Origin of the sequence: Amycolatopsis cynarae (assembly GCF_026802195.1) — a bacterium.
Taxonomy (GTDB): domain Bacteria; phylum Actinomycetota; class Actinomycetes; order Mycobacteriales; family Pseudonocardiaceae; genus Amycolatopsis_E; species Amycolatopsis_E rhizosphaerae.
The window spans coordinates 553766-568201 of the sequence record NZ_CP113836.1; the positions used below are offsets into that span (position 1 = coordinate 553766).

At 69.4% G+C, this 14436-nt stretch carries 11 protein-coding genes; 9 read left to right on the forward strand and 2 right to left on the reverse strand.

The annotated features are described in order from the left end of the window. Window positions 1-99 precede the first annotated feature (99 nt). Genes ORV05_RS02685 through ORV05_RS02695 form a run of 3 tightly spaced genes read left to right on the forward strand, consistent with a single transcriptional unit; the run spans window position 100 to window position 2518 of the window. A complete protein-coding gene (locus tag ORV05_RS02685) occupies window positions 100-804 on the forward strand; it encodes a response regulator transcription factor (RefSeq protein ID WP_268756870.1) in 705 nt (234 codons plus the stop codon). A 14-nt stretch (window positions 805-818) separates the two neighbouring features. Then, entirely contained in the window at window positions 819-2126 is a 1308-nt protein-coding gene (locus ORV05_RS02690) for a sensor histidine kinase (protein WP_268759664.1), read from the forward strand. Further along, on the forward strand, window positions 2123-2518 hold the full coding sequence (locus ORV05_RS02695) for a (deoxy)nucleoside triphosphate pyrophosphohydrolase (RefSeq protein WP_268756871.1): 396 nt from the start codon (window positions 2123-2125) through the stop codon (window positions 2516-2518). The genes ORV05_RS02690 and ORV05_RS02695 overlap by 4 nt, the downstream gene beginning before the upstream one ends. Window positions 2519-2522: 4 nt before the next feature. Here the strand turns inward: ORV05_RS02695 and trpS are convergent, their stop codons facing one another. Next, window positions 2523-3494, reverse strand: a complete 972-nt coding sequence (trpS, locus tag ORV05_RS02700; protein WP_268756872.1) for a tryptophan--tRNA ligase — start codon at window positions 3492-3494, stop codon at window positions 2523-2525. Window positions 3495-3797: 303 nt separating this feature from the next. Between trpS and ORV05_RS02705 the strand changes: the two genes are divergently transcribed. The 6 genes from ORV05_RS02705 (at window position 3798) to ORV05_RS02730 (ending at window position 12311) form a co-directional block, all read left to right on the forward strand. Then, window positions 3798-4103 carry a YciI family protein gene (locus ORV05_RS02705; protein ID WP_144585006.1) on the forward strand — a complete coding sequence of 102 codons (306 nt, stop codon included), beginning with the start codon at window positions 3798-3800 and terminating at the stop codon, window positions 4101-4103. Between the two features lie 245 nt (window positions 4104-4348). Further along, a complete protein-coding gene (gene typA / locus ORV05_RS02710; protein WP_268756873.1) occupies window positions 4349-6253 on the forward strand; it encodes a translational GTPase TypA in 1905 nt (634 codons plus the stop codon). 173 nt (window positions 6254-6426) lie between these two features. Beyond that, window positions 6427-8184, forward strand: a complete 1758-nt coding sequence (locus tag ORV05_RS02715) for an ABC transporter family substrate-binding protein (protein WP_268756874.1) — start codon at window positions 6427-6429, stop codon at window positions 8182-8184. 192 nt (window positions 8185-8376) lie between these two features. Next, window positions 8377-10197: an ABC transporter family substrate-binding protein gene (locus ORV05_RS02720; protein ID WP_268756875.1), complete on the forward strand. Its 1821-nt coding sequence runs from the start codon at window positions 8377-8379 to the stop codon at window positions 10195-10197. Window positions 10198-10363: 166 nt separating this feature from the next. Further along, window positions 10364-11380: an ABC transporter permease gene (locus ORV05_RS02725; RefSeq protein WP_268756876.1), complete on the forward strand. Its 1017-nt coding sequence runs from the start codon at window positions 10364-10366 to the stop codon at window positions 11378-11380. A 1-nt stretch (window position 11381) separates the two neighbouring features. Continuing rightward, a complete protein-coding gene (locus ORV05_RS02730; protein ID WP_407652766.1) occupies window positions 11382-12311 on the forward strand; it encodes an ABC transporter permease in 930 nt (309 codons plus the stop codon). 175 nt (window positions 12312-12486) lie between these two features. Here ORV05_RS02730 and ORV05_RS02735 read toward each other — a convergent pair whose 3' ends face one another. Then, complete coding sequence (locus ORV05_RS02735) at window positions 12487-14268, reverse strand: ABC transporter ATP-binding protein (RefSeq protein ID WP_268756878.1); 1782 nt, start codon at window positions 14266-14268, stop codon at window positions 12487-12489. Between the last annotated feature and the right edge of the window lie 168 nt (window positions 14269-14436).

Sequence of the window (14436 nt, forward strand, 5' to 3'; positions counted from 1 at the left end):
GATCATGTTCGTTTCCGGCGCAGGTGGCGGCCCTGCGCGTGCGCGGACGGGCGGCCGGGGATTCGACTTGGCCGGGGCGGGCGGGGCAGGCTGGACGCCGTGAAGCCTCGGGTGCTGGTGGTGGACGACGAGCCGGGTGTGCGCAAGGCGCTGGACCGAGGGCTGCGGTCGGAGGGGATGGACGTGGTCACGGCGGCGGACGGCCCCGGCGGGCTGCGGCTCGCCCAGACCGGATCGTTCGACGTGGTGCTGCTGGACATCATGCTGCCCGGCCTGTCCGGCTACCGCGTGCTGCAGCAGTTGCGCGCGGAGGGGATCGGCACGCCGGTGCTGCTCATTTCGGCGAAGGACGGCGAGATCGACCAGGCCGACGGGCTCGACCTCGGGGCCGACGGGTACCTGGTGAAGCCCTTCTCGTTCGTGGTGCTGGTGGCGCAGGTGCGCGCGGTGCTGCGTCGCGCGGCGAGCGAAAGCCTGCGTGGTCCGGTGCGCGTCGGCGGGCTGGTGGTCGACCGCGCCACCCGTGAGGTGCGCTGGCACGACGCCCCGGTCGCGCTCAGCCCCCGCGAGTTCGGGCTGCTGGAGGTGCTGGTGGGCCGCGCGGGCACCGTCGTGACCAAGGACGAACTGCTGCGCGCCGTGTGGGGCGACGAGCAGGCCGCCACCCGCAACGTGGTGGAGGTCTACATCGGCTACGTGCGCCGGAAACTCGAAGCGGTGGGCGCGGGTGCGCTGGTCCGGACCGTGCGCGGCCACGGTTACCTCGCCTCCGACTCCCAGCTCGACGAGGTTCTGTCCCGGTGAGAACCCGCTGGCCGATGTGGCTGCGGATCACCGTGCCCGCGGCGGTGGTCACCCTGATCGTCCTGCTCGGCCTGGCCGTGGTGGCCGGGCGCGGGCTCGGGCCGCTGCGGCTGCAGACCGTGGACGACGAGTTGCGTGCCGCGCTCGTCCCGGCCGCCGCCGCGGTCGGGGCGGGGCGCCTGCCCGCCGAGGCCGACGGGATCACGCTGCGAGTGCTCGACACCGCGGGCAGCCCGGTGGACGGGGGCGCCCCGGTGTCCCGGCTCGACCCGTCCGTCCTGCGTGAGCTGAAGGCGGGGGAACCGGTGAGCACGGGGCAGCCGGTCACGCTGCGCTGGCTCGGGGTGATGGTGCCCGCGCCCGACGGCACACCCCGGCTGGTGGTCGCGGGCACCGGCCTGGCCGGTCTCGGCGCCTCGGTCCGCGAGGGTTCGCACTGGCTGCTGGCGGCGGCGTTGGCCGGCGCGGTGTTCGCCGCCGCCGCGACCTGGCTGGTGGTACGCCTCGCGCTGCGCCCGGTGGCCCGGATGCGCCGGTCCGTGCGCGCCCTGCCCCAGGGGGAACGGCTGCCCGTTCCGGAGGCGAACGACGAGCTGCGCGCGCTCGCCGAGGAGTTCAACGCGCTGCTCGCCCGGCAGGCCGAGGCCAGCGCCCGGTTGCGGCGGTTCACCGGCGACGCCGCGCACGAACTGCGCTCACCGGTGGCCTCGATCCGGGTGCAGGCCGAGGTCGCCGTCGCCAATCCCGATCCCGAACTCTCGCAGGAGACCCTCGCCGACATCCTCGCCGAGGCCGAACGGCTGTCCGCGCTGCTGGACGGCCTGCTCGCGCTGGCGCGCTCGGACGCCGGGGAGCTGCCGCCCGCGGAACCCGTCGAGCTGGTGACGGAGGCCCGCGCCGCGGTGCACCGGCTGCCCCCGGGTTCGCCCCCGGCAAGGGTCGGCGGTGTGGTCGGCTCGGCCTGGGCGCACGCCGCGCACGCCGAGGTCGAGCTGGTGCTGAACAACCTGCTCCGCAACGCCTGCCGGTACGCGCAGTCGCAGATCGTGGTCTCGGTGCTGGCCGGGCGGTCGACCGTGCGGGTCGTGGTGGACGACGACGGGCCCGGCATCCCCCCGGAGCACTGCGACCGCGTGTTCGACCGGTTCTACCGGGTCGAACACGACCGGTCGCGGGCCTCCGGGGGCACCGGGCTGGGCCTGGCGATGGTGGCCGAGACGGTGCGGCGGCGCGGTGGCCGGGTCACGGTGGGCGAGTCGCCCGAGGGCGGTGCCCGCTTCCAGGTGACCTGGCGGCGAGCCGGTAACGTCTCCGTCTCATGAGCGCGCGTGTGATCGTCGGGGCGGCCATCGTGCGGGGCGGCGCCCTGCTCGCACAGCAGCGCGCCTACCCGCCGGACGTGGCCGGCCTGTGGGAACTGCCCGGCGGGCGGGTCGAGACCGGGGAGACCGAGCCCGAGGCGCTGCGCCGCGAATGCGTGGAGGAACTCGGCGTCGAGGTGCTCGTCGGGGAGCGGGTCGGGGTGGACGTACCCCTGCGGGCCAACCTCGTGCTCAGGGTGTACGCCGCCGAGCTCGCCGATCCCACTGCGGAGCCGAAACCCTTGGAACACAAGGGTTTGCGCTGGATCAGGCCGGACGCGCTCGACCGGGTCCGCTGGCTGCCCGCCGACCTCGAACTGCTCCCGCACCTGCGGTCCCTGCTCGCCGCCTGACCGCTCAGGCGGCCCCGATCAGCCGCAGCGCCGACTGCAGCCGGTGCTCGCCGCGCTGGGCGGCGCGGCTCGCCCCCGCCTTGCGGATCCGCTCCAGTTCGCCCGGGTCGGTCAGCAGTTCCCTGGTCCGCTCCCGGACCGGGCGCAGCGTCTCGATCACCGCGTCCGCGGTCGCCTCCTTCAGCGCGCCGTAACTCGCGTGCTCCCCAGCCGCTTCCTGCGGGGTCGTGCCGGTGCAGGCGGCGAGGATCTCCAGCAGGTTCGACACGCCGGGACGCTCCTCGGGCTCGTACGCGGGGGTCGACTGCGTGTCGGTGACCGCGCGGCGGATCTTGCGGCGGATCAGGTCCGGCTCGTCGAGGACGAACACCACCCCCACCGCGTCGCGGTTCGACTTCGACATCTTGCGGGTCGGATCGGCCAGGTCGCGCACGCGCGCGCCGGTGATCGGCAGCACCGCGCGCGGCACGGTGAACACCTCGCCGTAGGTGCTGTTGAAGCGCCGTGCCAGCGCCCGTGCCAGCTCCACGTGCTGGCTCTGGTCCTCACCGACCGGCACCTCCGAGGCGCCCTGCAGCAGGATGTCGGCGGCCATCAGCACCGGGTAGGTGAGCAGGCTCAGCCGCACCCCGGCCTGCCCGGCCGCCTTCTCCTTGAACTGGATCATCCGGGCCGCCTCGCCGTAACTGCACGTGCATTCCAGGATCCAGGTGAGCGCGCCGAGCTCGCGGGCCAGATCGGACTGGACGAACACGTTCTCCGGCGGGATCCCGGCGGCCACCAGCACGGCCAGCATCTCGGTGGCGCGGGAGCGCAGTCCCGCCGGGTTGTGTGTGGTGGTCATCGCATGCAGATCGGAGATGAAGTACAGGTCGTCGGGACCACCGTCGGTGACCCAGCGGGAGACCGCCCCGAGGTAGTTGCCGAGCTGGGCGTGACCGGACGGGGTGATGCCGGACAACCGGATGGAGGTCATGAACTGCTCCCTTGGGCTCGTGCCGCCCTCCGGGAGCCTTGTGACACAACAAAGGCCGCCCATCGGGCGGCCTGGGGGTTTCGGTGTGTCAGCGCACAGCCTTCCGGGACCGCCGTTGGGGCGGCCACCACAGACCGGTGTAGCTGCGCATGCGGCCAGCCTAGCGTGCGCGGTGGCGGGGCGGAAAGCAGTAGGGCGAAAAGGGTGGTTCGCCCGGGAAGCGCACGGCCGTTGCGGTGAACGCGCGGGCGAACGTGGCCGTGAACCGCTGTCGGCTCGGCACGGCGGGGTTACCGTCGAGGTATGTACGTCGTCTTGCTCACCTACACCGCCCCGCTGGTAGAGGTCGACTACCACCTTCCCGACCACGCGAAGTGGCTGGAAAAGCACTTCGCCAGCGGCGAATTCCTCACCGCGGGCCGCCGGAACCCCCGCACGGGCGGCGTGATCATCACGCGGCCGATGGACCGGGCCAAGCTGGACGCCGTGCTGGCCTCCGATCCCTTCGCCCTGCACCATCTGGCGACCTACGAGGTGATCGAGTTCTCGGCGACCAGGACCGCGCCGGAACTGCGGCTGCTCAACGAGGCGATCGCGCACACCAGCTGAGGCCGGCCGCCCCGGACGTTGCTGTGAGGGACGGGCTGCCGTGAAGGGTCCCTTCACAGCCAATCGGCCGTGAAGGGACCTTCACGGCTACCCACGGCCCCCTCCTCGTGGCAAAGGCACAGGGCGCGCGGCCGCACGTGGCACTGGTCACAGGGAGTCGGCGGGTATCCTGGGCTGGACCGCCCATGGCCAGAGCCGGCCCCGCGGTCTTCCCTTTTGCCTTTTGAGTGTTCAGGAGCCCTCGCGTGCCCGCAGCAACCGCCGAGAAGATCCGCACGGATCTCCGCAACGTCGCCATCGTGGCACACGTGGACCACGGTAAGACCACCCTGGTCGACGCCATGCTCCGCCAGTCCGGCGCCTTCGCCGAACGGGCCGAGGTGGTGGACCGGGTGATGGACTCCGGTGAGCTCGAGCGCGAAAAGGGCATCACCATCCTCGCGAAGAACACGGCCATCCGGCGCCAGACCGACGACGGTCCGGTCGTCATCAACGTGATCGACACCCCGGGTCACGCCGACTTCGGCGGTGAGGTCGAACGCGGCCTGGCCATGGTCGACGGCGTGGTCCTGCTGGTCGACGCGAGCGAAGGCCCGCTGCCGCAGACGCGGTTCGTGCTGCGCAAGACCCTCGAGGCCGGCCTGCCGGTCGTGCTCGTGGTGAACAAGGTCGACCGGCCGGACGCGCGCATCTCCGAGGTCGTGGAGGAGACCCACGACCTCCTGCTCGACCTCGCGGGCGACATCGAGGACGCCGATCTCGACGCGGTGCTCGACCTGCCGGTGGTGTACGCCTCGGCGCGCGCGGGCCGGGCGAGCCTGCAGCAGCCCGCCGACGGTGCGCTGCCCGACAGCGAGAACCTCGACCCGCTGTTCGAGACCCTGCTGCGGCACGTGCCGCCGCCCAAGGCCGACGTCGACGGCCCGCTGCGCGCGCTGGTGACCAACCTCGACGCCTCGAACTTCCTCGGCCGGATCGCGCTCATCCGCATCCACTCCGGCAAGCTCCGCAAGGGCCAGACCGTGGCCTGGCTGCGGGAGGACGGCTCCACGCAGTCGGTCCGCATTTCGGAACTGCTGGTCACCGAGGCCCTCGAGCGCATCCCCGCCCAGGAGGCCTCGGCGGGCGAACTGGTCGCCATCGCGGGCATCCCGGACATCACCATCGGCGACACCCTGGCCGACCTGGAGAACCCCGAGGCGCTGCCGCGGATCACCGTGGACGAGCCCGCGATCTCGATGACCATCGGCGTCAACACCTCGCCGCTGGCGGGCCGCAACGGCGGCGACAAGGTCACCGCTCGCCTGGTGAAGGCGCGCCTGGACGCCGAACTGATCGGTAACGTCAGCATCCGCGTGCTGCCCACCGAGCGGCCCGACACCTGGGAGGTGCAGGGCCGCGGCGAGCTGGCGCTGGCCATCCTGGTGGAGCAGATGCGGCGTGAGGGCTTCGAGCTGACCGTCGGCAAGCCGCAGGTGGTCACCAAGACCATCGACGGCAAGCTGCACGAGCCGTTCGAGCGGCTGACCATCGACGCGCCCGAGGAGCATCTCGGCGGCATCACGCAGCTGATGGCCGCCCGCAAGGGCCGGATGGAGCACATGGGCGGCAACGGCACCGGCCGGATCCGGCTCGAATACGTGCTGCCCGCGCGCGGCCTGATCGGCTTCCGCACCGACTTCCTCACCGAGACCCGCGGTACCGGCATCGCGAACCACGTGTTCGAGGGCTACTTCCCGTGGGCGGGCGAGATCCGCACCCGGCACAGCGGCTCGCTGGTCGCCGACCGCCCGGGCCCGATCACCGCCTACGCGATGATCCAGCTGGCCGACCGCGGCACCTTCTTCGTGGAGCCGGGCGCCGAGGTGTACGAGGGCATGGTGGTCGGGGAGAACCCGCGCGCCGAGGACCTCGACATCAACATCACCAAGGAGAAGAAGCTCACCAACATGCGCTCCTCCACCGGTGACGAGCTGGAGCGCCTGGCCCGTCCGCGCAAGCTCGGCCTGGAGGAGGCGCTGGAGTTCTGCGCCGCCGACGAATGCGTCGAGGTGGCGCCGGACGTGGTCCGCGTGCGCAAGGTGACGCTCGACATCGCCACCCGCGCGAAGGAGCGCTCGCGCGCCAAGAGCCGCGACCAGAACAGCTGACGCACGCCCGGACGCCGGGGGCCGCACTTTCCCGAAAGTGCGGCCCCCGGCGTCGTTTCGGCACGGAACCAGGCACGGTGCGGATACGTCCACCTGATGGCGGTACCCGAGGCGGTGCGGGACCGTCCCGGCCGGTCTGGCACTCTCGGTACCGCCGATCGGCCGACGGCATCATGGGCTGGAGCGCCAGGGGAGGCAGCGTGCGGACAGGCAAAGCGGCGGCACTGATCCTGGTGCTCGTGGCCGTGCTCGCCGCCTGCACCTCCACCCCGCCACCGCCGGTGGTCACCTCGCCGGTGGCCCAGTCCTCCACCACGCCCACCGCGATCGCCCCGTCGCAGATCGTGATCGGCGTGGACGACATCGCGGGCGGTTACAACCCGCACAACCTCGCCGATCAGTCCACCATCACCACGGCGCTGGCACAGCTGCTGCTGCCGTCGGTGTTCCGGCAGTCCGACGACGGGCAGTACAAGCTGGACACCACGCTGATGCGCTCGGCGGAAGTGACCTCGCAGGATCCGTTCACGGTGACCTACGAGATCCGCCAGGACGCGTCCTGGTCGGACGGCGCGCCGATCGCGGTCGAGGACTTCGCCTATCTCGCCGACGCGATGCGCAACCAGCCCGGGGTGGCGGAGCCCGCCGGGTACCGGCTGATCTCGCAGATCCAGCCGGGCGAGGGCGGCAAGCGGGTCCAGGTGGTGTTCAGCAAGCCCTACCGGGGCTGGCAGACGTTGTTCTCGGACCTGTTGCCGCAGCACTTGCTGAAGGACGCGCCAGGCGGCTGGCAAGGGGCACTGCAGAGCGGTTTCCCGGCCTATGGCGGACCGTTCTCCATCAAACAGCTCGACACCGCGCGCGGTGAGATCATCCTCGAACGCAACGAGCGGTACTGGGACAAGCCCGCCGCGGTGGATCAGCTCGTGCTGCGCCGCGCGGACGGGGCGGGCATGGCGGCCGCGCTGCGCAGCGGCAACGACCAGTTCGTGATGTCCCGTACGGATTCGACCGGCCTGAAGCTGCTGCAGGATCTCGGCGAGCTCGTCACCCTGCACACGGTGCCGGGCCCGCGCGTCGCGCAGGTCCTGCTGCGGCCTGCCGGCGGGCCGCTGACCAACGACGGTGTGCGCGCCGGAGTGGCGGCGCTGATCGACCGGAACAAGCTGATCGACAAGGGTACGGCGGGCGGGCCGTCGGCCGGGCTCCGGGCGGACGCCCAAGTGCTGCCGCCCTCGGCGCAGGGCTACGCGGTGACCATTCCCCCCAGCATCGCCTCGGCCAACCCCGGTGAGGCGGAGCGGCTGCTTAAGGCCGCGGGTTACACCAAGGACGCGGGAACCTGGCGCAAGGACGGCAAGGCGCTTTCCCTGGTGATCGCCGCACCCGGACAGCAGGAGCCCTACGCCACGATCGCCAAGGAACTGGCCGCCGAGCTCGTCGCGCAGGGCGTCCAGGTGAGCACGATCAATCCGGCGCCGAGGGATCTGTATTCGGGCCAGCTGGCCATGCCGGTGAGCAGATCCGGGCAGAACGTGCCGGACGGGTCGGGAAACGTCGCGGTCGACATCGCGGTGATCCCGATGCCCGTCGACGGTGACCCGGCGACGGTGCTCGCCTCGACGTTCGGTTGTCGTCCTGGCCAGCAGGACAGCACCTCGTCGGCCACGCCGGTGGTTCCGGCCAATCCCGCGGCGTTCTGCGACACCGCCCTGCAGCCTGCCATCGACGCGGCCCTCGCCGGCACGAAACCGTTGCCCGAAGCGCTTTCCGAGCTGGAACCGAAGCTGTGGGCCACCCATGTCGTGCTGCCGCTGTTCCAGGCGGCCGACACCCTGGCGGTCGGCTCCGGCATTTCCGGCCTGACGCCGGGACCCGCGATGGTTGGGCCATTTGGGTCAGCCGTAAACTGGACACGTGGCGGGAAGTAACCAACGTATGTCCACACGTTAGCTGGAAGTCACCCTTTGGTCACAATCCTTCCAAGGGTCGTGACTGCGCGTGCCCGCCCTTTCTAGCGTTCTCCGGCAGTGCGCCGGAACGGTGCGTCTGGTGTGACATAAGCTCCGGCCCAACGCCGGAGTGGTGTGGGCTTTGGCCCAGTGCTAGGAGGGCACACGTAAATGAGGAGACTGAAGGCAGCCTCGGCCGTCACCATGGCCGCGGTTGCAGCGCTCGCGCTGAGCGCCTGCGGTGGAGGCAGCGGCAGCAACGGCACCAACAGCGGTACGGACCAGAACGGTTCGAGCAACGATGTCAAGAGCATGGCGGTCGGCAAGGCGGAAAACGCCAGCGCGGGCACCTTCAAGCTCGGTGACGCACCGGCCTGGGATGGCCCGGTGACCGTCGGCATCGACGACGCTTACTCGGCGTACAACAACCAGACGCCGGACACCAACACGTCGTACAACTACTACGTCATCACCTCGGTCCTCGCCGGTTCCGACGTGCTGGACGGCAACAACAAGGTCCTGCTGAACAACGACGTGCTGGACTCCTGGGACGTGACCTCCACGAGCCCGTACACGGTCACCTACAAGATCAAGCCGGGTGTCAAGTGGTCCGACGGCGCGCCGTGGAACTGCAAGGACTTCTACCTGGGCTGGCTGTCCGGCAGCGGCAAGGTCAAGGACTTCAACGCCGCCTCCACCACCGGCTACAGCCTCATCAACGACGCGAAGTGCGTGGATGACCAGACCTTCGTCACCACCTACTCGCAGCCGTACGTGGACTACAAGGGCCTGTTCGACAGCGCCCAGCTGCTTCCGGCGCACATCCTCGAGCAGCAGACCGGCATCCCGGACATCACGAAGGTCACGCCGACCAGTGACCCGGCCGTGCTGAAGAAGGCCGGCGACTTCTGGACGAACCAGTGGAAGGGCTTCAAGAAGGAGCTCATGCCAGCGTCCGGCCCGTACATGATCACCGCGTTCGACCAGAACCAGGGTGCGGTCACCCTGGAGAAGAACCCGAACTGGATCGGCGCCAAGGGCGGCCCGAAGAAGATCGTCGTCCGGTCGTTCTCGGACACCAAGGCGATGGCCACCGCGCTGCAGAACGGTGAGATCCAGGTCGCGGCCTCGACCCAGCCGGACGCCACCGCGGCGACCACGCTGAAGGGCCTTGCCGCTCAGGGCGTGATCTACGGCTCCGCGCCGCAGCTCACCTACGAGCACCTGGACATGAACTACAAGAACGACATCCTGAAGGACCTGCCCGCGCGCAAGGCGTTCTTCCAGGCGATCAACCGCCAGGAGATCGCGGACAAGCTCCTCAAGGAAGTCCAGTCCGACGTCAAGCCGATGGGCAGCCTGATCTTCCAGTCCAACGACAACGGCTACCAGGACCTGTACGGCTCGAAGGCCGGCCTGGGCGCCGCCGAGGCGAAGAAGACCCTCGAGGCCGACGGCTGGACCCTGGGTTCGGACGGCATCTACCAGAAGAACGGCAAGCGGTTCTCGGTCACGATCTCGCACAACAACAACCCGCGCCGTGACCAGACCGTCGAGCTGGTCATCTCGCAGGCCAAGGCCGCGGGTATCGAGGTCAAGAACGACAACGACCCGACCTTCCTCAGCGGTGGCCGCGTCAGCACGGGCAACTGGGACATCGCGCTGTTCGCGTGGTCGCAGGCTCCGTTCAAGTCGCAGTCGCAGCCGCTGTACGAGACCGCCAACAAGGCGACCGGTGCGGGTAACCAGAACTGGCAGAACCTGAGCGACCCGAAGGTCGACCAGGCGTTCGCGCAGGCCGTGGTGGCCACCGACGAGGCGACCGCGATCAAGCACTACCAGGAGGCCGACGCGGCGCTCGCCGACGACTACGCCTCGCTGCCGCTGTTCTCGCTCCCGTCGATGTGGGCCTTCCAGGGCATCGACAAGGTGTACATGCAGTCGTACAACGGTGCGCTGTGGAACGCCGGTGAGTGGGCGAAGCGCGGTTGATCTTCAGCACTGACTGAATCACCTGGTGGGATCCGGAGGCCGGTCACGAATCCGGCCTCCGGATTTCCTCCGGAAGTAGCTGTCGACCGTTGGGCGACCCCCACTACGGTGGACACCGGGGCACGGCTGCATACTTCCGGCCAGGCCCGGATGAGGAGCATGCTCGTTGAACCTGGTTATCTACATCTTCCGCAGGCTGGCGATTTCGATCCCAGTCCTGTTCGTCGGGACCTTCCTGGTCTACCTGATGGTGGCCGCCGCAGGGGACCCGCTGGCCGAGCTGAGAGGCCGGCCCAACATCGACCCCGTGGCGGTCGCGCAGACCGAAAAGCAACTCGGTCTGGATCTGCCGCTCATTCCGCGTTACTTCCACTGGCTCGGCAACTTCCTGACCGGTGACTGGGGTGTCTCGGTCGCCCAGGGCAACGCCATGCAGCCGGTGTTCCCGAAGGTCATGGGTGCCTTCGACGTCACCGTGAAACTGGTGGTGGGCGCCGAGCTCCTGGCGCTGGTCGTGGGTGTGGCGGTCGGGGTGCTGGCCGCGGTCAAGCAGTACTCGATCCTCGACTACCTGGCGACCACGCTGGCGTTCTTCCTGTTCTCCATGCCGATCTTCTGCGTCGCGGTGATCCTCAAGACCTACGCGATCCAGATCAACGGCTGGGTGCGTGACCTCGGCCTGACCGACTGGCTGGGCAACCCGTGGTTGCGCACGACGAGCCCGGAGAACCTGACCTCCACCGGTTTCGGCGATTTCGTCGCCAAGTACAGCGGGGCCTATCTGCTGCCCACGTTGTCCATCATGGCGATCAGCTTCGCCGCCTACAGCCGTTTCCAGCGCGCTTCGATGCTCGAGACGCTGAACATGGACTACGTGCGCACCGCCCGCGCGAAGGGGCTCTCCTCCTCGCGGGTGATCTTCCGCCACGCGTTCCGCAACGCGCTGATCCCGGTGGCCACGTTGTTCTCGGTGAACTTCGGCCAGGTGCTCACCGGCGCGATCATCACCGAGACCGTGTTCAACTGGCACGGCATGGGCACGCTGCTGGTGCAGGCGGTGGCCCACAACGACCCCAACACCCTGATGGGCTGGCTGGTCGTGGTCGCCGTGATGGTGGTGGCCGCGAACCTGATCGCTGACCTGCTCTACGGCATCATGGACCCGAGGATTCGCGTTGGCTGACATCAATTCCCTGGTTGCCAGCGAGGCGGCTTCGACCGCCGAACGCGAAGGCATCCTGCCCCCGGAAGCGCTGCCCGAACCGGTCAGCCAGGGCAAGCTGGTGCTGCGGAAGTTCCTGCGGCACAAGCTCGCCATGATCAGCACCGTGGTGCTGCTGCTGGTCGTACTGGTCGCGGTGATCATGCCGATCTTCTGGACGCACAAGTACGAGGACGCGAGCTTCCCGTCCTTCGCGCCGCCGAGTTCGGAATTCCCGCTGGGCACCACCCAGGTCGGCAAGGACATGGTGTCGCAGATCCTGCGCGGCACCCAGTTCTCGATGCTGATCGCGATCGTGGTGTCGGTCGTGGCCACCTTCATCGGGGTGGTGTTCGGCTCGGTGGCCGGGTACCTGCGCGGTTTCGCCGACTCGGCGCTGTCGCGGCTGACCGACCTGTTCCTGATCGTTCCGCAGATCGCGGCCGCCGCGATCCTGGCGAAGGTGTTCGGGCACGGCAACTGGTACGTGGTCGCCATCGTGCTGGCCCTGTTCGCCTGGATGCCGATCGCCCGCATCACCCGCGCCGAGGCGCTGGCGCTCTCGCAGCGCGAGTTCGTCGAGGCGGCGCGGGCGGCGGGCGCGGGCACGCCCCGGATCATCTTCCGGCACCTCGTGCCCAACATGGTCGGCAGCATCACGGTCAACGCGACGCTCGCGGTGGCGCAGGCGGTGCTGGTCGAGGCCGCGCTGTCGTTCATCGGTCTGGGCGTGCAGCCGCCGGACACTTCGCTGGGCCGCATCATCCTGGAGAACTACGCCCAGGTGCAGAACCGGCCGTGGCTGTTCTTCGGCCCGTTCGTCGTGCTGGTGCTGATCTCGCTGTCGATCAACTTCATCGGTGACGGCCTGCGTGACGCGTTCGACCCGCGTCAGCGCCGGATGAAGGCCTGACCCACCCCGCACCACCCGGTGCCCCCGCCTCGCCCCGAGGCGGGGGCACTTTTCTGCGCCGAGGGACCCCTCACAGCACCGTTCGCGGCTTCACCGAGTCTCGAGCCCGGGCAAACAAAACAGGGCCGTGAGGGGGGTGTCCCTCACGGCCCTATGGGGATCAGCGGATGGTGGGTCAGTCCGCGACGGGGGCGAGCTTGCCCGCCTCCCAGGCGGCTCGCCGTTCGGCCTGCAGCACCGGGTCGGCGACGGGCGCCGCGGACAGCAGCCGCCGGGTGTACTCCTCCTGCGGCGAGTGCAGCACCTGCTCGCGGGTGCCGACCTCGATCAGCTTCCCGCGCTGCATCACCGCGACGCGGTCCGCGAGGAGGTCCACCACGGCCAGGTCGTGGCTGATGAACAGGCACGCGAAACCGAGGGTCTGCTGCAGCCCGAGGAACAGGTCCAGCACGCGGGCCTGCACCGACACGTCCAGCGCCGAGGTCGGCTCGTCCGCGATGAGCAGCTGCGGGTCGAGGGAGAGGGCGCGGGCGATCGCGACGCGCTGCCGCTGCCCACCGGAAAGCTCGTGCGGGTACCGGTTGCGGTAATGGCCCGAAAGCTCGACCTTGTCCAGCAGCGAGGCGACGCGGTCGTTGAGCGACTTGCCGGAGAACATCTTGTGCAGCACCATCGGCTCGGCGATCGACTCACCGATGGTCATCTTCGGGTCCAGGGTGGACGCCGGGTCCTGGAACACGATGGAGAAGTACCGGCGCAGCGGTCGCAGTTCCTTTGTGGACAATGCGGTGATGTCGCGGCCCGCCACCGAAACCGTGCCCTCGGTGGGCTTGAGCAGCCGGATCGCGCAGCGGCCGACGGTGGACTTGCCGGAGCCGGATTCCCCGACCAGGCCGAGGATCTCGCCCTTGTCGATGTGCAGGGACACTCCGTCGACGGCCCGGTTGCGGGCCTGGCCGCGCTTGCCGGGGTACTCCAGCACCAGGTCCTTGATCTCCAGCGCGGGCGCGTCGGTCTTGATCTGGGCCGCCAGTTCGGCGTCGGCGAGGCGGATCTCCTCGGCGATCTTCGCCGCTTCCTCCTCGCTCACCTCGAGCGGGCTGTCCTCCACCACCAGCCGACGGCCCGGCGGGCGCTGGCCCAGCACCGGGACCGCGGCCAGCAGCCGCCGCGTGTAGTCCTCCTTCGGCGAGGCGAACAGTTCGCGCACCGGCGCCTGCTCGACGATCTCGCCCTGGTACATCACCACGACCCGGTCCGCGAGGTCGGCGACCACGCCCATGTCGTGGGTGATCAGCACGATCGCGGTGTTGAGGGTGTCGCGCAGCTTGCGCAGCAGGCCGAGGATCTCCGCCTGCACGGTCACGTCGAGCGCGGTGGTCGGCTCGTCGGCGATGATCACCTTGGGGTCGCAGGCGATGGCCATGGCGATGACCACGCGCTGCCGCAGGCCACCGGAAAGCTGGTGAGGGTACTGCTTGAACCGTTCCTCCGGGTTGGGGATGCCCACCATGTCGAGCAGTTCGATCGCCCGCTTGTCGGCGGCTTCCTTCGAGATGTCCTGGTGTGCCCGCAGCGATTCACGGATCTGCCAGCCGATGGTGTAGACCGGGTTCAGCGCGGTCATCGGCTCCTGGAAGATCATCGCGATGTCGTTGCCGCGGACCTTCCGCATCTCCTTGTCCTTGAGCCCGGCCAGCTCGCGGTCCTCCAGGCGGAGGTCGCCGGAGATCTCGCTCGTCTTGGGCAGCAGGCCGAGCACCGACATGGAGGTCACGGACTTGCCCGAGCCGGACTCGCCGACGACGGCGACGATCTCGCCGGGATTCACCTCGAACCCGATGCCCTTGACCGCCTCGACGATGCCGTCGTCGGTGGGGAAGGAGATCTTGAGGTCGGAAATGGACAGTACGGATCCCGAGCCGGTCAGTCCAGCCGTCGTCGCTTCAGTGCTCACCAGTGGCCCTTCGTGGGGGAAACGGGCGTCGCCACGTGTTCAGTGGGACTTCCGGCGAGGATATCCGAGGTCAGGGTGACGATGGTGTGGGCAGGGCAATTAATCTCTCTTCGTGATCCGACGGTTGTTGCTGGTCCACGCCCATCCCGATGACGAGAGCATCACCAC

Excerpts from the sequence above, each read along its gene's own strand:
- ORV05_RS02715 (WP_268756874.1), top strand. The coding sequence starts at position 6,427 with ATGGGCTGGAGCGCCAGGGGAGGCAGCGTGCGGACAGGCAAAGCGGCG.
- ORV05_RS02705 (WP_144585006.1), top strand. The coding sequence starts at position 3,798 with ATGTACGTCGTCTTGCTCACCTACACCGCCCCGCTGGTAGAGGTCGAC.
- ORV05_RS02720 (WP_268756875.1), top strand. The coding sequence starts at position 8,377 with ATGAGGAGACTGAAGGCAGCCTCGGCCGTCACCATGGCCGCGGTTGCA.
- ORV05_RS02695 (WP_268756871.1), top strand. The coding sequence starts at position 2,123 with ATGAGCGCGCGTGTGATCGTCGGGGCGGCCATCGTGCGGGGCGGCGCC.
- ORV05_RS02690 (WP_268759664.1), top strand. The coding sequence starts at position 819 with ATGTGGCTGCGGATCACCGTGCCCGCGGCGGTGGTCACCCTGATCGTC.
- trpS (WP_268756872.1), bottom strand. The coding sequence starts at position 3,494 with ATGACCTCCATCCGGTTGTCCGGCATCACCCCGTCCGGTCACGCCCAG.